The following is a 19363-nucleotide window of genomic DNA, read 5'->3' as shown; positions in this document are numbered from 1 at the left end:
GGCCCAAATGCCACGACATCAAGTGATGCTTTGCCAACGAGTGAGTTACCTTTGGTGATCGAGCGCAGTGAACATGGTATTTCGCGCAAACAATTTAGCCCAAATGCAATCAAAGTATTGTACCGCCTTAAAGAAGGTGGTTTTGATGCCTACCTTGTAGGTGGTTGTATTCGAGATATATTGTTAGGCCAACAACCAAAAGACTTCGACGTTGTAACAAACGCAACCCCTGAGCAAATCAAAAAGCTATTTCGTAACTGTCGCCTAATTGGTCGCCGTTTTCGTTTAGCCCATATCGTGTTTGGTCGAGAAATTATTGAAGTGGCGACCATGCGTGGCCATCACGAAGCCGAAGAAAGCAAAAATCAAATTAGCCAATCAAGTGAACACGGCCAACTCCTGCGTGACAATGTCTATGGCAGCATCGAAGAAGATGCTGAGCGCCGCGACTTTTCGATTAATGCACTTTACTACTCAATTAACGATTTTTGTATTTATGACTATGCCAATGGCATTAGCGCGATAAAAGCAAAACAAATTGAGCTAATTGGCGACCCAGAAACACGTTACCGTGAAGACCCTGTGCGCATGTTACGTGCAGTGCGTTTTGCCACCAAACTGGGAATGAGCATTGCACCTGGCACCGAAAAGCCAATTAAAGGCCTTGCTAATTTACTTGATCATATTCCGCCTGCTCGTTTGTTTGAAGAATCACTCAAATTGTTTTTAAACGGCAAAGCTGAAGAAAACTACTTAATGCTACGCCAGTATGGTTTATTCAAAGCATTATTTCCTGCTCTTGATAAAATCTTAGATGCCAACCCTGAAGGCTTTGAGCATACGTTTATCCTGCAAATGTTTAAAAACACCGATAAACGTATTAATGCTGATAAAAAAGTCACCCCAGCCTTTATTTTTGCAGCCTTATTGTGGTTCCCATTGCAGAGCATTGCGAAGAAGTTACAACAACGCGACCAACTTTCAGAGTACGATGCATTTGCACAAGCAATGAACAAAGTACTGAGTGAAAACGCGCAACATGTAGCAGTACCAAAACGCTTCACCTTGGGTGCACGCGATATTTGGCATATTCAGCAACGCCTTGATAAACGAGGTGGTCAGCGTGCTTACAGGCTCACTCAACAGCCTCGCTTCAAGGCTGCCTATGATTTCTTACTACTGCGTGTGCAAGCTGGCGAAGAGCAGCAAAAAGAGCTTGCTGACTGGTGGACAACCTACCTAAGCCAAGACATCAATGGTCAAAAAGAAATGGTTAAAAGTTTAGGACACCAAGGTGGCCCTAAGCGCCGTCGTCGCCCACGCAAGAAAAAAGTAGACTAAGTATGAATACCGTTTATTTAGGTTTAGGTGCCAACTTAAACACACCACGTAAACAAATTCATGCTGCTGTCACTGCCCTAAAAGCATTAAAAAACGTTGAGTTTGTTTGTGTATCCCATGATTACGCAAGCAAACCAATGGGGCCACAAGATCAACCCGATTATGTAAATGCAGTCGCGTGTGTTAAAACTGCACTTAAGCCAGAGCAGTTGCTTGATTTAACTCAAGCCATTGAGCTTGAGCATGGCCGTGTTAGAAAAGAAGAACGCTGGGGTCCGCGTACCCTTGATATAGATATTTTATTGTTCGGTAATGACGTGATAGACACCCCTCGCTTAACTGTGCCTCATTATGGCTTAACAGAGCGAGAATTTGTTGTTTATCCCTTGTTGGAAATTGCACCAGCACTTGTACTACCGAATAATCAATCACTTGCTGATATAACAAAAACGTTGCCTTTAAACGATTTACAACAACTCCCTCAGCAGTAATCAACCAAGGCTAAGCCTTAGAGGAAATTATGTCTAAAATCACCGTTTCAACTCTCAATAAAATGAAACAAGAAAAACAAAAAATCACCGCATTAACGGCCTACGATGCCAGTTTTGCAAAATTGTTTCATGATAATGGCGTCGAGGTGATTTTAGTCGGTGACTCACTAGGCATGGTACTGCAAGGTGCTGATGACACCCTTGCAGTAACTAACACAGATATTGCTTATCATACACGTTGTGTGCGTGCGGGTAGCCGCGAATTATTTGTGATTGCTGACTTACCTTTTATGACCTATGCCAACCCAGCTGATGCCTGTAAAAATGCAGCAGAGCTGATGCGTGCTGGGGCAAACATGATAAAGCTTGAAGGCGGCGAATGGCTGCACGACAGTATTCGTGCAATGACCCAACAAGGTATTCCAGTATGTGGCCACCTAGGATTAACACCTCAGTCAGTACATGTATTTGGCGGTTTCAAAATTCAAGGTCGTGAGCAATCTCAAGCCGATAAAATGGTCAGCGATGCAAAAGCACTTGAGGCAGCAGGTGCACAGTTACTTGTTTTAGAATGTATTCCAAGTGAACTTGCTAAACGTATTACTGATGAACTGAGCATTCCTACGATTGGTATTGGTGCAGGTAATCAAACTGATGGACAAATCTTAGTAATGCACGACCTAGTTGGTATTTCGGCAGGTTATATCCCTAAGTTTTCAAAGAATTTTTTATTAGAAACCGGCAATATGCCAGCAGCAGTGCAAAAGTATTGTGAAGATGTAAAAAGTGGTGCTTTCCCAAGTACCGAACACGAGTTTAAATAAATGCAATCAATCACTGAAATTAAATCGTTACGCAGCCAAATCAAAGCTTGGCGTCAAGCGGGCCTGAGCATTGCGCTAGTGCCTACCATGGGCAATTTACACCAAGGTCACTTTTCACTTGTTGAAAAAGCCAAAACATTGGCTGATAAAGTGGTTGTGAGTATCTTTGTAAACCCGATGCAATTCGGTGCCAATGAAGACCTTGATAGTTACCCGCGTACACTAAACGAAGATAAACAAGGTTTAGCAGATCTTGGTACTGATATCGTGTTTACCCCATCCGTTGAGACGATTTACCCAAATGGTTTAGGCGAGCAAAGCTTTGTCGATGTACCGGGTGTTTCTATGGGGTACTGTGGAGGCTCGCGTCCTGGTCACTTCAAAGGCGTTGCAACCGTTGTCACTAAATTATTTAATTTGGTTCAACCTGACTTTGCTTGTTTTGGTGAAAAAGATTTTCAGCAGCTACAGGTTATTAAAACCATGACGCGCGACCTATCTATCCCAGTTGAAATTGTTGGCGTTCCTACTTGCCGCGAAATCTCAGGTTTGGCAATGAGCTCTCGTAATGGCTATTTATCTGATGAGCAAAAAGACACCGCAAGAGTACTGTTTGCCACACTAAATAATACTGCAACGGCACTTAAACAAGGCAGCGCAGACATTGCAGCTCTTGAGGCAGATGCAAAAGCACAGCTTGAAAAGGCAGGACTAAAACCTGACTATTATTCGATTGCAGAGCGCTCAACACTAAAACCAGCCACCGTGGCTGACAAACAACTTGTTATTTTAGCTGCTGCTTATTTGGGCTCAGTACGTTTAATTGACAATTTACAAGTTGAGCTGGATTAAATAGCAACAATCTGGGTAAGATGGATTGCAAAGAAAAGACATAAACTAGGGATAAGCATGAAAAAATTACCAGCAATTGCAGCAACATTGTTTGCTATGACATTACTGTCTGCCTGCTCAAACAAAATTGAAAACCCAGAAATGCAGCAATGTGCTCAGCAAAACTATCAATGCGAAGCGAGCTGTGAGCAACAAAGCACCGCTGATGGCTTAGTTCATAAAGTCTGTAGCAACAAGTGCATTGAAGCTTACAACCAATGTAAAGCCAATGCAGAAAAGTTAGGCGAAGTTAAATAACAACTACTCGCTTTTTAAGGCACTGAAAACCTATTCGGTGCCTGCACTCCCCTCCTCGATTACAATTTCACTCGCACAATTAAGCCTCTGGTAATTTTGTTCATATTTTTGTTTACCCTTTAAGCTATTCATATTAGGGCAAGCTTTCGTTCATTAAACTTCTCCATATTGGTGACGAATAAACAACTGCAACTGTGTAATTGTTTCTCACTAATTTCAAAATTTTACTCTTCGCATTTAGCTGCACCAACTCAAAACCATTGAGATTGTTAATTTTTATTTTGGGTCCAGCAATTGCTATGAGATATGAAAGAATTAACGTGATTTACGGCTAAAGGAAAATTGAATGAAACCAGAAACCCGTACTAAGCTCTTCAGCGCTATTAAAAAGAAGACCTTCTTGGGCGTATTATTAGCCATGAGCGCAGGTCATAGTTACGCAGTTGAAGACCCAGAGCAGCCAAAAGCAACTGAAACAGAACAAACAGCCGCTGAGGTTCAAGCAACCGAAAATGAAAAACAGCAAGTAGAGGATACTGCTGCTGTTGAGCTTAAGCCTGCAATGATCACGATTCCAGAAGAAAAGCTATTTGAAGTTATCACTGCACGTGCGAAAAAATTAGCCTCTGAGCCGTATGTAGCGCCTAAAGAGTTAGAGCTTGAAGCATTAACTAGTATTGGTTATCAGGACTACCGTGCGATTCGTTTTCGTACTGAGCAAGCAATTTGGAAAGATCAAAGCCTGTATGAAGTGCAGTTATTCCACCCTGGCTTTTTATATCGCTCACCAGTTGCAATCAATACTCTTGAGCAAAATGCCGAAGTAAAAAGTTTACCTTTTAAAACAGAATACTATCGTTATGATGCAACTGCTGCCCCGTTAGAGCAAGAGATCAGCACCGCTATTGCCAATACACAACTTGGCCATGCAGGTTTTCGTTTGCATTTTCCACTGAACAACAACCAGTACAAAGACGAAGTAGCTGTGTTCCAAGGTGCTTCGTATTTTCGTTTAGTTGGCCCGCATCAAGTATATGGTCTGTCAGCTCGAGGTCTTGCAGTTGATACAGCACTGAGCTCAGGCGAAGAATTTCCTGTTTTCAAAGAGTTCTGGTTAGTAAAACCTGCACCCGAAGATACTACCATCGTGCTTTATGCATTATTAGATAGCCCTTCAGTGTCGGGAGCCTATCGTTTTGAACTAACACCTTCTACTAACACAGAAGTAAAAACCGAGATGCAAATTTTTGCCCGTAAAGACATTAAAAAGCTCGGCATAGCCCCGCTAACAAGTATGTTTTACCACGGTGAAAATAGTACTAAGTTTTTTGATGATTACCGCCCTGAAGTACATGATTCTGATGGCCTATTAATGCAATCAGAACAAGGTCAATGGATTTGGCGTGCACTGAATAACCCAAAAAAATTAAGTGTCACTTCGTTTAGCTACGAGAACCCTAAAGGCTTTGGCCTTGCACAGCGAGACCGAGATTTTAATAACTACCTTGATACCGAAGCGCATTATCACAACCGTCCGAGCATGTGGATTGAGCCAGTGGGTAATTGGGGTAAAGGGCGTGTTGAGTTAGTAGAAATCCCTACAGATACCGAAACCAACGACAATATTGTTAGCTATTGGGTGCCAGAGCAGCCTATGAAAGCTGGTGACAGCTTAAGCTTTAGTTACAAGCTGTCGACTTTCAATGCCACGCTTGCAACTCAAGATAAAGCGGGTGTGTTAAGAACCCGAATTGGTAGTGCAGCATTACCTGGTGAAGACAATCCACCACCAAAAAGCCACCGCCAATTTACCGTTGATTTTAGTGGCGAAACCATTAATCAACTATCAGCTAATTTTGCCATGCAGGCGGATCTTACACTCTCTGCTGGGCAAATAAGCGATAAAACGGTACAGCAGTTACCAAACAATCAAGGATGGCGCGTAGCATTTAAAGTGGCGCCAGAGGGAGATAAGCCTGTTGATATGCGCTTATCGTTAAAACTACGTGATAAAGAAATCAGCGAGGTATGGAGCTATGTCTGGTATCCAAACGACGTCCAATAGTAAAGCATTAAAGGCAACAGCAATGCCATTTAAGAAGACCCGCGCTTGGCTTTTTTCAAGCCTAGCGCTTACCATTACCGCCTATGGCGTGTGGATCATGTTCGATATTTTAAATTCTAACGGCATGACACCGCTTGAGTACGCTTTACTGGCATTATTTACAGTTACCTTCGCGTGGATTGTTACAGCCTTTTGTAGTGGCTGTATGGGCTTCATCCTGCAATTATTTCGTATTGACCCGTTGACCTTAAAACGTCAAAAGCCAATCGAGATTAATCAGCATGCCTTGAGCCAAACTAAAACAGCCATTGTTATGCCTATCTACAACGAAGATACAGAGCGTGTCATCGCCGGTTTTGAAGTAAGTTTACGCTCGCTGGCTAAAACAGGGCAAATGCCGCATTACGACTTTTACTTGCTAAGTGATACGCAAGACCCTGAAATTGCACGTAATGAACTTAAAGCGTGGAATGCACTTACTGAGCGCTTAGGTGATTTAGCAAAGCATACTTTTTATCGTCGCCGTGAAGATAATAAACACCGTAAAGTGGGTAACTTAACTGATTTTTGTGAACGTTGGGGCAGCCAATACGATCACATGATTGTGCTTGATGCCGATAGCATTATGACGGGTCAATGTATGCTTGAACTGACTTCCAGCATGATCAGCAATCCAAAATCAGGCTTGATCCAGACGATCCCGATTCCGGTTCGCCAAGACACGTTTTTTGGCCGCTTTTTACAGTTTGCATCAATTTTATATAGCCCAATGCTGGCAACTGGTTCTGCTTTTTGGCAAACAAACCAAGCAAACTACTGGGGCCACAATGCGATTATTCGCGTTGAAGCATTCACAAAGTGCTGCGGCCTACCTGTTCTAAAAGGTAATGCCCCATTTGGTGGTGAGATCTTAAGTCATGACTTTGTAGAAGCTTCTCTGCTACACCGCAGTGGTTGGGATGTGTTACTGCTCAGCGATGTTGAAGGCAGTTACGAAGAAGTACCAAGTAACATTCTCGATTACGCGATTCGTGATAGACGCTGGGTGCAAGGTAATATCCAGCATTTAGGTTTACTGCCTAAATCAGGTCTTAAGCTAATGAGTAAAATGCACTTTTTATTTGGTGCCACAGCGTATATTTCATCGTTGATTTGGTTATCGATGCTGGCATTAAGTACCTTAGATGCAGTAACTCGTGCACTTAATAGCGACGTGTACTTTAACCATGCTTATCAACTTTTCCCAACCTGGCAAATTGCAAAAACTGATTTAATTGATTCGTTGTTATTTATTACAGCTGTATTGTTGTTACTGCCTAAATTAATGGGCGTAATTGTGACTTTAGTGCATCGTAATAACGCCTTTGGCGGTACGATGAAGTTAATTGCCGGTTCACTCATCGAAACTATTTTTGCGATTGTGATTGCCCCTTTAATGATGGTGTTTCATAGCTACTTTGTAGTGTGCGTATTTTTAGGCAAAAAAGTTAGCTGGGATGCACAACCTCGCGAAGGCAGAATGGTACCGTGGAAAGAAGCGATTGGTTATACGTTATTTTCGACTATTACCGCGATTATCTGGGGCTCGGTTGCTTACTATTACACACCGACCTTCTTTTGGTGGTTATCACCTATTTTAGTAGGCCTTATTTTAGCAGCGCCAATTGTACGCTATTCAAGCAGCATCGGCTTAGGAGTGAAAATGCGTAAAATGGGTTTATTTTTATGTCCAAGTGAAGTTGAAAACGATGATACCTTAGCGGCACTTCGTGTACATCAACAAGAAATTGGCTTGCCAAAAGATGAACACGCTGACTTTAATGTACCAGCATTACCCAATGAATACCCAACGGTAATGCCTATTCAAAGCTTTAAGGCACCCTCGGGTAAAAAGCGCAAGCAAGTACGTATTGCTCAGCAACGTATTAAAGCCAAGCTCTTTGCCAAAAGCTAAACGAAAAAAAACCGCTCAATGAGCGGTTTTTTCATCTATGTCTGTATGGTTGTTACAGAAGGCCTAGCTTTTTAAGTTCAGCCATTGCCATTTTACCTGAAAGTGGCACATAACCATCTTTCTCAACAATTTTTTGACCGTCTACAGAAAGAACCATTTTTAAGAACTCTGCATCGATTGGTGAAAGCGGCTTGTTAGGGTGCTTGTTCACATAAACGTATAAGAAACGAGATAGTGGGTATTTACCTGTTGCTACGTTTTCTAATGTTGCATCAACAAAGTTATCACCTTTCTTAGAAAGTGGAACTGTGCGTACACCTGATGTTTTATAACCGATACCTGAGTAACCAATCGCGTTCACTGAAGAAGAGATTGACTGTACTACAGATGCAGAACCAGGTTGTTCGTTTACGTTGTTACGGAAGTCACCTTTACAAAGTGCTTTCTTCTTGAAGTAACCGTAAGTACCTGATACTGAGTTACGACCGTAAAGCTGGATATCTTTTGCAGCCCAATCACCCTCAAGACCTACTTCGCTCCAACGGTTAACTTGTTCACTTGCACCACATTTACGTGTAGAAGAGAAAATCGCATCAACTTGGTCAATACGTAAACCTTTGATTGGGTTATCTTTGTGTACGAATACAGCTAGAGCATCGATTGCAACGCGAACTTCAGTTGGCTTGTAGCCATAACGCTTTTCGAATGCTTCAATTTCTTTTGACTTCATACGACGGCTCATTGGGCCGAAGTTTGCTGTACCTTCAGTTAATGCTGGAGGAGCAGTTGAAGAACCCGCTGCTTGGATTTGAATGTTTACGTTTGGATAGAAGCGTTTGTACTCTTCTGCCCAGAACGTCATCATGTTTGCAAGAGTGTCAGAACCAACAGATGAAAAGTTACCAGAGATACCACTTGTTTTAGTGTACTCAGGCATATCTTTATCAACTGCAGCTGCTTGTGCTGATACAAATGTTGTTACAGCCACACCCATTGCGGCAACGAGATTTTTGAATTTCATAGGGGTTACTCCGATTTGTTCGTCCCATTTCCTAACTGCGGTCTACTCTAATGACACTAGATGACAGTTAGATTACCCTTAAATGACATTTTTATGACTTTGCGTTTTTTTTGGTATTACCTGCAATACGCACGACTTTTTCGCTACCAAATGCAAACGCAAAGGTCGAGCCTTGTCCTAATTTACTGCTGATATCTAAACGACTATCATGCCTTGTAAGTACATGTTTTGTAATAGCTAAACCTAATCCAGACCCACCTGTCGTACGGCTACGCGCTTTATCTACACGATAAAAACGCTCGGTTAAACGGTTAATATGCTCTGCGGCAATACCATCACCATTATCGGTCACACTAAATGCGGCTTGGTTATTTTTAAGCTGCCAATCAACTACAATCTTGCCACTAGGCTTGGTGTAATGGATGGCGTTAAACACAAGATTAGAAAAGGCACTACGTAATTCATCTTCGGCCCCTTTAATGTCTAAGCTCGCATCAACATTAAAAATAAGCTCATGGCCTTTATCTTGGTTTAATGACTGTGCTTCGGTTTGAATATAGGTAAGTAGCTGCGGTACATTGACAGGCTTATCGTTATCTTGACGACGTGCCCCTTCAATACGCGACAAAGACAGTAATTGATTGACCAAGCTATCCATACGCTTACATTGCTCAAGCATGGTTGTTTGCGCTTTTTGCCACATTGCAGGAGGTGGTAAGCTATCTGAATCAAGCATCTCTAAGTAACCGGTTACCACAGTAAGCGGTGTTCTCAGCTCATGAGAAACATTGGCCACAAAGTCTTTACGCATCTGCTCAAGTTGCTTTAAGCGAGTAACATCACGCACCACCATCATCAACTGTGAACTTGCATAGGGCATAACACGAAACTCTAAGGTTTGATCGTAGCTGTGGCCACCATCAAGCTCGAGCGGTTCATCGAAACAAGCTTTATGCATGTACTTTGCAAACTTAGGATCGCGAATAAGATTATCTAAGCGTTGCCCATGATCAGTAGGCCACTGTAAACCTAAAACCTTTAAAGCCAATTGGTTACACCAAATAATGCTTAGGTCTTTTTGTAATACAACCACCGCATCAGGCACAGCTTCGGCGCCATCACGAAAACGGCGTATTAAGTCTGCCAATTCATTGCGTTTTTTACGGTTGCGGTGTTGTAAATGATAGATCCCTTCAAAGACTTGCTCCCACGCTCCCTCCCCTTCGGGTGGGTTAAAACTACGTTGATTAAGGAGCCAATCGCTGAGGCGATATAATTGATGATAATGCCAAATTAAAAGTGCAAAAGAGCCTAAAAATAAAAGCAAAAAAGGCGCACCTACAAGTACGCCAACTAATAACAAGGGTAAGAAATACATAAACAGGCGTTTTGCTAACGCCTGTTTATTCACTACTCGATACATACACTCACTTTACCTTAAGTATGTAAATTAGCTTGTTAAGGTCATTGCCATGACACTTATAATTTACTTGAAAAACGATAGCCTGCACCGCGAACGGTTTGCACTAAACGGTCATGCCCTAATGGTGCAATCGCTTTACGTAGACGGCGAATATGTACATCAACAGTACGGTCTTCTACATATACATTTGTTCCCCATACATGATCAAGTAATTGTTCACGACTGTAAACACGTTCAGGATGTGTCATGAAGAAATGTAGTAATCTAAATTCAGTAGGCCCCATATCTAATTCACTACCTTCTGATGTTACACGGTGTGAGATTGGGTCAAGGCGTAAGCCATGAACTTCAATGGCTTCTTCTAATGAGGTTGGTGAAACACGGCGAATAACCGCTTTAATGCGCGCCATTAATTCTTTAGGAGAAAATGGTTTGGTTACGTAATCATCAGCACCTACTTCAAGGCCGCGTACTTTGTCTTCTTCTTCACCGCGAGCAGTCAGCATAATGATAGGGATCTGACGAGTATATTCGTTTTGCTTAAATTTCTTAGCAATTTGAATACCGCTACCACCAGGTAACATCCAATCTAATAAAACCATATCTGGGTATGGTTCAACCATAGCTTCAATCGCAGAGTCATAATCTTCTGCTTCAATTGCTTGAAAACCATTTTGCTCTAAAACAAAAACCAGCATCTCTCTGATAGGCGCTTCGTCATCGACGACTAGTACTTTACGTGACATTCCAATTTATCTCTTTCGTTAGCGAACTGGTTTCATTATTATGACTAAGTATGACATTTTTATGAAAGTCTAACGAGTAATTGAAAAAGCGCAAAAAAATCAAAGCAAAAATAGCCATTTTTTACGCTTAAATAGTAAATTTTGGATTAAAAGTCATACCTTAAAGTGACTGCAAGATGATCTTCATCAGCATTATTATCTAGTGAAAATTGCGTATACCACATGTACATACGCGCTTGTTTTGACAGGCTTCGTTCAACCCCAACAGAAGTACCGCTACCCGAATCTTTCAATTTACCAAAGCTGCCATCAGTATCTTGATATTGCGCCAGCAACTTATATTTATCTATTTTGTAAGATGCGCTCACTAAAAACCCATCTTCTTTGTCAGAACCTGTGATTTTTTCGCTTTGTTGATACATACCGCCTAGGGTTAAATCGCCTAATTTGCCTTGCGCCGTAAACCGTGTTGTATCATAACCGGCTACTTTACTGTCGTGGGCAACACTTACAAAGTAAGGCGCTTTTTTAAATTTACTATCACCATACATAAATGCCGCAGAAACACCGGTTTCTTCATCTTGTTTGGAGTTATCTTCAGCAATATAGGTGACCACAAATTGCATATTGCCAACAATTGGCGAACTGTAATGAACTACATCACCAAGGCGATTTTCACCATTAAATAAGGCTTTAACATCACCATTAAAGTCGTTCATTAAATCAATTTTACCCTGCGATACTTTTAACGCCGTATCGTGACGACCAAGCACTACCTGCCCATAGCTGCCTTGTAGACCAACATATTGATTACGCGCGGTAATATTCTCTTCAGTTTTACCATCGCTATCTTGATCTGCCGCATTTACTGCAAATTCAAACTTATATACGGCTTTTAACCCATCGCTTATTTCACCGCTGCCTTTGATCCCCATACGAGAGTTATAGCTCTCAATAGACGTTTCGCTGCCATCGCCAGTGTCGCTATTAGCAACCCCTAAATGGGCCCGACCATACACATCTACAGCTTCGGCAGCACTATGAAAAGAAATAAAGCACATTGCAAAGCTCGACAACATCATGGCAGGTTTATTCATGGTAGCGATCCTCAATTTAAGCAATAACTTAAAAATCGAACATAAAGGGCTTTTGGTCAAGGCGAGGAGGAGATATTTCACATAAAAATCACGGATCACTGATCTACCAACTTAATCAGATCAGGATCAGGTTTTTACTAAGAAGATCAACTTCAGATCAATTTTTTACCTAGAGAATAAGATAACTTGTTGATTTAATGTTAAGACGCTCAGCATTTCGTTTAAAAGATGAGCAAAGAAAAGCCTGTGATCAGTATACAACTAGTAAAATAATGATCCGTGAAAGCGAAGGTTAGTAAAACAGTGATCCTGAAAAGCACGAGTAGGTATTTCGCTGATCCGCCTTGATCTAACTAATAATACCTATTTGAATGTAATAAAAAACCGGCATAAAGCCGGCTTTTTCAACTTATTATCAATTACTTGATTTGTGGATCAAGTTCACCCGATAAGTATTTAAGGTGCATATCATCTAAAGAGATAGGCTTGATCTTACCAGCTTGACCCGCAGTACCAAAGGCTTCGTAACGAGCAACACAGATCTCAGTCATTGCTTTCGTTGCTTCTGCTAAGTATTTACGTGGATCAAAGTTAGCTGGGTTTAAAGCTAAGTGACGACGAATTGCACCTGTTGATGCTAAACGAAGATCGGTATCGATATTTACTTTACGAACACCGTACTTAATACCTTCGATGATCTGCTCTACAGGCACACCATACGTTTCAGGGATTTCGCCACCGTATTGGTTAATCACTTCTAGCCACTCTTGTGGCACAGAAGAAGAACCATGCATTACTAAGTGTGTGTTAGGAATACGCGCGTGGATTTCTTTAATACGATCAATCGCTAAGATATCGTCTGTTGGTGGACGAGTAAATTTGTACGCGCCATGTGATGTACCACAAGCGATAGCAAGTGCATCAACCTTAGTTTTACTAACGAAATCAGCGGCTTCTTCAGGATCTGTTAGCATTTGATCAGTAGACAATTTACCTTCAGCACCAACGCCGTCTTCTTCACCTGCTTCACCTGTTTCCAGTGAACCTAAAACACCTAACTCGCCTTCAACAGACACACCACAAGCATGTGCCATTTCAACTGTTTGACGTGTTACATCAACATTGTATTCGTAGCTTGAAGGGGTTTTACCATCAGACATTAATGAGCCATCCATCATAACTGACGAAAAGCCTAACTGGATTGAGCGCTGACATACACCTGGTGAAGTACCGTGGTCTTGGTGCATTACAACTGGAATATGAGGCCATTCTTCAACGGCTGCTAAAATCATATGACGAATAAAAGGGGCACCAGCATAGGCACGTGCGCCTGCTGAACCTTGTACAATTACCGGGCTGTTTGTTTTGTCAGCCGCTTCCATAATTGCACGCATTTGCTCTTGGTTATTAACGTTAAACGCAGGTACGCCGTAACCATTTTCAGCTGCATGATCAAGAAGTTGTCGCATACTGATTAAAGCCATTTGGTATTCTCCAAATTGTATCGACAGTAGTTTCCTACTATCTAGTTTGAACGGATAAGTTATTTTTTTGATGCATCACTGCATCACGAAAAGCTCGCGCCTACCGTAACAGCTGTAAATAAAACGAGGGTGAGAGGTATTTTATTAACAGCTAAACCAGCGTAATTACCTAATAACTACGCTGGCATACGCACTAATTACTTAGCACGTTCTTCAAGCATAGCAACTGCTGGTAATTTTTTCCCTTCTAAAAATTCAAGGAAAGCACCACCACCTGTTGAAATGTAAGAAACTTTATCGGCAATGCCGTATTTATCAATCGCTGCAAGCGTATCACCGCCACCAGCAATCGAGAATGCACTTGAGTTAGCAATCGCATCAGCAATAGCACGTGTGCCGTTACCAAATTGGTCAAATTCAAATACACCAACTGGACCATTCCATACAACAGTGCCTGCATTAGCAATGATTTTTGCTAGTTGGTTTGCTGTATCAGGACCAATATCGAAGATCATGTCTTCGTCTGTTACTTCATTCACATCTTTTAATGTTGCCACTGCAGATTCTGAGAACTCATTACCTACAACAACATCAGTTGGTACCGGTATTTCACCGTTATTAGCTTTTGCCGCTGCACTTAATTTGTTTGCTTCATCAATTAAATCAGCTTCAAATAAAGATTTACCTACAGGGTGACCTGCCGCTGCGATGAAGGTATTCGCGATACCACCACCCGTTACAAGTTGATCAACCACTTTAGAAAGTGAATCAAGTACAGTTAACTTAGTCGATACTTTAGAGCCACCAACGATAGCAACCAAAGGACGAGCTGGGTTATCAAGCGCTTTACCTAGTGCGTCTAGCTCCGCAGCAAGCAGTGGACCTGCACATGCAACATCAGCAAATAAACCCACACCGTGAGTCGATGCTTGTGCACGGTGAGCCGTACCAAATGCGTCCATTACGTAAACATCACATAATGCAGCTAGTTTTTTAGACAGTGCTTCGTCGTTTTTCTTTTCGCCAGCGTTAAAACGTACGTTTTCGAAAACAACCACTTCGTTATCAGCAACGTCTACGCCTTCTAGGTAGTCTTTTTCAAGACGAACTGTTTGCTCAAGGGCATCATTTAAATAATTAACCACAGGGGCAAGCGAAAACGCTTCATCATATTCCCCTTCCGTAGGGCGGCCAAGGTGTGACATCACCATTACTTTAGCGCCTTTTTCTAACGCTAATTTGATAGTTGGTAATGCTGCACGAATACGTGCATCAGAGGTCACTTTACCTTCTTTTACAGGCACATTTAAATCTTCACGAATTAACACGCGTTTGCCGTTTAAATCTAAATCTGCCATTTTAATGACCGACATGGACTTCTCCTTAGTTAACGATACTAATATTATATTTATAAATTATTGGCTTACAGCCATCATCGCACGCGCAGTGTCGAGCATACGATTCGCAAAGCCCCACTCATTATCGCACCACACTAACAACTTTATCAGTCGTTTATGACTAACACGTGTCTGAGTGCCATCTATGATACAAGAATGTGGGTCATGATTAAAATCTACCGATACCAATGGCTCTTCTGTATAGCTTAAAATACCGTCAAGGCGGTCTTTTGCAGCTAACTTAAGTGCTTGATTGACTGTCGCTAAATTCACATCGGTATTCACTGTTACACTTAAATCCATCGCCGTCACATTGATCGTTGGTACCCTAACAGCAATGGCTTCAAAGCGACTATGAAACTTAGGCAAAATACGCTCAATACCACGAGCAAGCTTTGTATCCACCGGAATAATAGACTGGCTTGCAGCGCGAGTACGACGTAAATCATGATGATACGCATCAATCACTTGCTGATCATGCATCGAGGCATGAATCGTTGTAATAGCCCCAGATTCAATCGAAAATGCGTCATCTAGCACTTTAATTACTGGCACAATACAGTTTGTGGTACATGAACCGTTTGAAACAATCGTATGTTCAGCTTTTAGCTCATCATCGTTAATACCATACACAATTGTGGCATCAACATCAGCATCTGCAGGCTGTGAAAACAATACTTTTTTTGCACCAGCAGCCAAGTGTAGTTCTGCATGTTCACGAGAGTGATACACTCCAGTACATTCAAGAACCACATCAACATCAAGAGTTTGCCAAGGTAGTTCTGCAGGGTTTTCTTCTGCAAATAAGGCTATAGAGTCGTTAGCAACCGTTAAAGTATCTTCGCCAAGATTAACAGGGAATGAAAAGCGGCCGTGAGATGTATCGTATTTAAGGAGATGGGCAATGCCCTTAGGGTCGGCTAATTCGTTAATAGCGACAATTTTGATTTGATCTTCAAGCCCTGATTCATACAGTGCACGGACGATATTGCGCCCGATTCGACCAAAACCATTAATTGCAAGTTTGATTGCCATGAAGAAGAAAATCCACTCTATTTGCTTGCAGATAAAGGCAACTGCCTTTTAGATGGCGGTATTGTAATCGACCTTACACATTTTTATAAGAGGGCAAGGTAAATAAAACTACTTTAACAACCCTAGATGGCTCAATTTTGGTAATCAACCTGAAGAGTTTTTATAAGAGGTCAGCCAAAATAAAAATTGCTTAGCATGTTTTAGATGGCGCAGTTTTGGTAATCGACCTTAGACATTTTTATAAGAGAGCAAGGTAAATAAAACTGCATTAGCAACCTCAATCTTACTTTTTTCCTTTATAGCCAGCGACGAACAGATTTTTTGTATTGCTGGTATGCTGACCCAAACTTCTCTGCCATAAACGTTTCTTCTGGCATAATTTGAAATCGATTCATATAGAGAATAAATACCGGCAGCATTATAAAACTCGCAATATTACCAAGATAAATTCCCCAACCAACTAGCATTAGTAACATACCAACATACATTGGGTTACGGCTAAATTGATAAACACCACTTGTAACAAGACTCGTCGACTTTTCTGGAATTCGAGGGTCAACGGTCGTGCCTTGCTTGCGAAATTGATAAACCCCTAATAAAGCAAACATCACACCTGAAAATGCTATGAGTAGTGCTACAAAAGATGATGTAAAAAACGAGAAGCTAAAACTCATAAACAACTCTGCAATGCCCCACATCATCAACGCAATGATCAGCAGCAGCGCGACTGGAGGAATTTTTAATTCTAACTGATTCACACAAGCTCCCCTACTTTCAATGCCTTACCACGACTAATTTGATGACACTGGGCTAAGAATAACTCGGCCGTTGCCATGGCATCAGTAAGGGCATGGTGCGAGCTGTAATACGGTAAGTTGTAGCGTTTACGGCATTCGCTAAGTGTTAAATCATCGTGGCCAATTTCGTGGCCTTGCTGGTGCAGGCGTTTTTTTTCAATAACAAAGGTATCAAGAATTAAACGCGCTTTTGCATCTAAGCCAAGCGTTCTGCAGGCCTGTTTTAAAAAACCCCAATCAAGTGCCGCGTTATGAAACACTAAAATGCACTCACCAAAATGCTGATGCAGCTTGCCAAGAATGGTTTCGAGGCTTTCACCTGTATCTATGTCTTGTTTTGCAATACCATGATAAATCGGACTTTGCTCTAAGCTTTGCACGTCTTTATTTATTAAGTGCTGTGCACCGCTGAGTTTAATGCATTGATCTTCTATCATCACCCACGCCACCGAGACAATTTCGTGCTGGCGAGGATCAAGGCCCGTTAATTCCATGTCTATCACTACGTAGCGCTCTTTATAGGCATCGGCTGCCAAGAGTTGCTTGCGCGCTAAATACCGACTTAACCAGCGTTTAACCATACCCTCTCCTATAAACTACCGCGAGCAAATTTAAATGCGGCGGCTTGCTGTGCCTGTTTAACCAAATAAAATGCTTCTTTTAATTGATGTCGCTCTAATGAATTCAAAGCATTTGGGTTAATACAGTTGCTAGGCAATCCTTCCTCGTTAATTTGCGTGCCTAAACGCAGTTGAGTTAAAAAACGCCAACAGTCTTTTAAGTTATACAAGTCATCTTTATTGAGTAGCGAAAATTTCATTAATGCATCAATACGCTCTTGCGTATTAGCGCGCTGAATACCCGCTTTGAGGGAATATAAACGCACGATGTCGTTGATGATCACCACACCGCGTTTTTTTAAGTCGAGGTACTTATGCTGCTTTTCGTCTTTCTCTAATTTAAATTGATTAAACAAACCAATGGGCACTGGCGTATTTTTAATGTCGCTGGCCATAGCCGCATAGAATAAGTCGTTTTTAGAAATGCGTTTTAGCTGCTCACAAAAGCGCGCATATAAGGTAGTGGAACCTTCAATAAAACGTAGGTCAAAAAATATCTTACAATTGAGCATCGCCTCTGGTGTGGGTGAGGTGATCCACTTATGAAACTTTTCTGTCCATGCATTAATGCCCATACGGCACTGTGCATTGCTCGCCATAATATTGCCAGGGCAACGTTTTATACCGCACTCAATTAAATGCTCACAGACATACTCGCCCATGCGCTTAAAGTAATCGTGTTGTTCTTCTGTTAAATCATCAGGTAGCAACAGGCCATTATCTTGGTCAGAATGCAGTGTTTGCTCTTCCCTTGCTTGTGAACCAAAACAAATAAAACTAAAGCTGGTTGGTGCCGCGCCATTATCTTCTTGGAACAAACGGATCAAACGCGAAGTCAGTGCATCGGTTAAGCCACTTAATAATTTACCAATCAAGGAGATATCATCAATATTGTTTGAAAAACCTTTTAATAAACCGGGTATCTCTTGCGAATAACGCTTTAAATCAACCACGCTGTGCGCTTTGTAAATTCGTCCAATCAATTGTACTGGGTCGCTTTTTTGCTGACGCAGTAAATCAGTACTGGTGAGCATACCTAGGGGGTTGTGATGTTCATCAAGCACTGGTAAATGGTGAATATTGTGCTTAAGCATTAAGTGTAGCGCCGAAAACACGCGGTTATTTTCAAAAATAAACTTGGGCTTACACGTCATGATGCTACTTACTGAGTCTTGAGGGTCAACCTCATCGGCCAATACGCGGTTGCGTAAATCTCGGTCGGTGACAACCCCAACGAGGCGATCATGTTCCGTTAACATAATCGACGAAACACCCTGCTGTTTCATTTTTTTAGCGGTTTGACGAATACTTGCATCTGGTGCCAAGGTAACGGCTTTGCGATTCATCAATTCGCAAATTTTCTTCTCCGACCAACTGTCGTTTTGACTTTTATAATGAGACGACAATAAACGGTTTTTGTGGGCGCGAACAAAGTATTGCTCAAACACTTTATACTCACGGCGTAAGTAATCAAATGCCGCTTGGTTTAACATGTAAACAATGCCTTCCTTTTGCACTGAAATACTATTTTGAATCGCTTCGCCAGTTAACAGTGAAGGAAAACCAAAGTAATCGCCACTCGATAACTTAGTAATCACATCGCCTTTTGGGTCGACTAAATCATAATCGCCAGAGCGAATTAAAAATAATCTGAGATTATCTGAACTTAACCACTGATTTTGATTCTCACGGGTCAGATAAATAATATCGAGATGGTTTACAAAATACTCACTAGCAGCACCTTCGAGCTGATTAAATGGCGTTTGCTGCATCACAAATTGGGCGACTTCCTGTTGCTCGGTATTCATGGTCATTCTCGCTATAAAATAGAGACAATATCTACACTACCCCTGTTTGAAATAAATAAAAAGCCCGACTTAAGTCGGGCTTTTGAACTTCAAGAGTGTGTTCTTATAAAA

General features: G+C 41.6%; 17 protein-coding genes. 7 read left to right on the top strand and 10 right to left on the bottom strand.

Going from position 1 to position 19363, the window contains the following annotated elements; genetic code table 11:
• Positions 1 to 54 precede the first annotated feature (54 nt).
• The 7 genes from pcnB (at position 55) to mdoH (ending at position 7824) form a co-directional block, all read left to right on the top strand.
• Positions 55 to 1341 carry a polynucleotide adenylyltransferase PcnB gene (pcnB, locus tag AADY36_RS03550; RefSeq protein WP_239963134.1) on the top strand — a complete coding sequence of 429 codons (1287 nt, stop codon included), beginning with the start codon at positions 55 to 57 and terminating at the stop codon, positions 1339 to 1341.
• 2 nt (positions 1342 to 1343) lie between these two features.
• Positions 1344 to 1832, top strand: a complete 489-nt coding sequence (gene folK, locus AADY36_RS03545) for a 2-amino-4-hydroxy-6-hydroxymethyldihydropteridine diphosphokinase (RefSeq protein ID WP_239963091.1) — start codon at positions 1344 to 1346, stop codon at positions 1830 to 1832.
• Between the two features lie 29 nt (positions 1833 to 1861).
• Positions 1862 to 2656 carry a 3-methyl-2-oxobutanoate hydroxymethyltransferase gene (gene panB / locus AADY36_RS03540; RefSeq protein ID WP_239963103.1) on the top strand — a complete coding sequence of 265 codons (795 nt, stop codon included), beginning with the start codon at positions 1862 to 1864 and terminating at the stop codon, positions 2654 to 2656.
• Complete coding sequence (gene panC / locus AADY36_RS03535; RefSeq protein ID WP_055021001.1) at positions 2657 to 3508, top strand: pantoate--beta-alanine ligase; 852 nt, start codon at positions 2657 to 2659, stop codon at positions 3506 to 3508.
• 96 nt (positions 3509 to 3604) lie between these two features.
• A complete protein-coding gene (locus AADY36_RS03530; protein WP_370625252.1) occupies positions 3605 to 3805 on the top strand; it encodes a hypothetical protein in 201 nt (66 codons plus the stop codon).
• A gap of 346 nt (positions 3806 to 4151) precedes the next feature.
• Complete coding sequence (locus AADY36_RS03525; protein WP_285220697.1) at positions 4152 to 5870, top strand: glucan biosynthesis protein; 1719 nt, start codon at positions 4152 to 4154, stop codon at positions 5868 to 5870.
• Positions 5842 to 7824 carry a glucans biosynthesis glucosyltransferase MdoH gene (mdoH, locus tag AADY36_RS03520; RefSeq protein WP_054560879.1) on the top strand — a complete coding sequence of 661 codons (1983 nt, stop codon included), beginning with the start codon at positions 5842 to 5844 and terminating at the stop codon, positions 7822 to 7824. Before AADY36_RS03525 ends, mdoH begins: the two co-directional genes overlap by 29 nt.
• Positions 7825 to 7876: 52 nt before the next feature.
• On the opposite strand, the gene AADY36_RS03515 is transcribed toward mdoH, so the two are convergent.
• From AADY36_RS03515 to AADY36_RS03470, 10 genes are all read right to left on the bottom strand, one after another.
• Positions 7877 to 8845 (bottom strand): PstS family phosphate ABC transporter substrate-binding protein, encoded by a 969-nt coding sequence (locus AADY36_RS03515; RefSeq protein WP_054560880.1) that lies wholly within the window; start codon positions 8843 to 8845, stop codon positions 7877 to 7879.
• Positions 8846 to 8936: 91 nt separating this feature from the next.
• Positions 8937 to 10268, bottom strand: a complete 1332-nt coding sequence (gene phoR, locus AADY36_RS03510; protein ID WP_285220696.1) for a phosphate regulon sensor histidine kinase PhoR — start codon at positions 10266 to 10268, stop codon at positions 8937 to 8939.
• 56 nt (positions 10269 to 10324) lie between these two features.
• Positions 10325 to 11014 carry a phosphate regulon transcriptional regulator PhoB gene (gene phoB / locus AADY36_RS03505; protein ID WP_054551169.1) on the bottom strand — a complete coding sequence of 230 codons (690 nt, stop codon included), beginning with the start codon at positions 11012 to 11014 and terminating at the stop codon, positions 10325 to 10327.
• Between the two features lie 146 nt (positions 11015 to 11160).
• On the bottom strand, positions 11161 to 12111 hold the full coding sequence (locus AADY36_RS03500) for a porin (RefSeq protein WP_054560882.1): 951 nt from the start codon (positions 12109 to 12111) through the stop codon (positions 11161 to 11163).
• A gap of 419 nt (positions 12112 to 12530) precedes the next feature.
• Positions 12531 to 13595 carry a class II fructose-bisphosphate aldolase gene (fba, locus tag AADY36_RS03495; protein ID WP_054560883.1) on the bottom strand — a complete coding sequence of 355 codons (1065 nt, stop codon included), beginning with the start codon at positions 13593 to 13595 and terminating at the stop codon, positions 12531 to 12533.
• 197 nt (positions 13596 to 13792) lie between these two features.
• Positions 13793 to 14968, bottom strand: a complete 1176-nt coding sequence (locus AADY36_RS03490; RefSeq protein ID WP_054551165.1) for a phosphoglycerate kinase — start codon at positions 14966 to 14968, stop codon at positions 13793 to 13795.
• Positions 14969 to 15010: 42 nt separating this feature from the next.
• Positions 15011 to 16027: an erythrose-4-phosphate dehydrogenase gene (gene epd, locus AADY36_RS03485; RefSeq protein WP_054551164.1), complete on the bottom strand. Its 1017-nt coding sequence runs from the start codon at positions 16025 to 16027 to the stop codon at positions 15011 to 15013.
• A gap of 296 nt (positions 16028 to 16323) precedes the next feature.
• Positions 16324 to 16785 (bottom strand): methyltransferase family protein, encoded by a 462-nt coding sequence (locus AADY36_RS03480; RefSeq protein ID WP_342408500.1) that lies wholly within the window; start codon positions 16783 to 16785, stop codon positions 16324 to 16326.
• Complete coding sequence (locus AADY36_RS03475; RefSeq protein WP_055021005.1) at positions 16782 to 17405, bottom strand: 3'-5' exonuclease; 624 nt, start codon at positions 17403 to 17405, stop codon at positions 16782 to 16784. Before AADY36_RS03475 ends, AADY36_RS03480 begins: the two co-directional genes overlap by 4 nt.
• 8 nt (positions 17406 to 17413) lie before the next feature.
• Positions 17414 to 19252: a DUF294 nucleotidyltransferase-like domain-containing protein gene (locus AADY36_RS03470; RefSeq protein WP_285220693.1), complete on the bottom strand. Its 1839-nt coding sequence runs from the start codon at positions 19250 to 19252 to the stop codon at positions 17414 to 17416.
• Positions 19253 to 19363: the final 111 nt, after the last annotated feature.

It is taken from the genome of Pseudoalteromonas sp. D15MCD-2 (genome assembly GCF_038562745.1).
Taxonomy (GTDB): Bacteria; Pseudomonadota; Gammaproteobacteria; order Enterobacterales; family Alteromonadaceae; genus Pseudoalteromonas.
The sequence above is the reverse complement of the archived record's forward strand: the minus strand, read 5'-3'. Positions and strand labels throughout refer to the sequence as shown.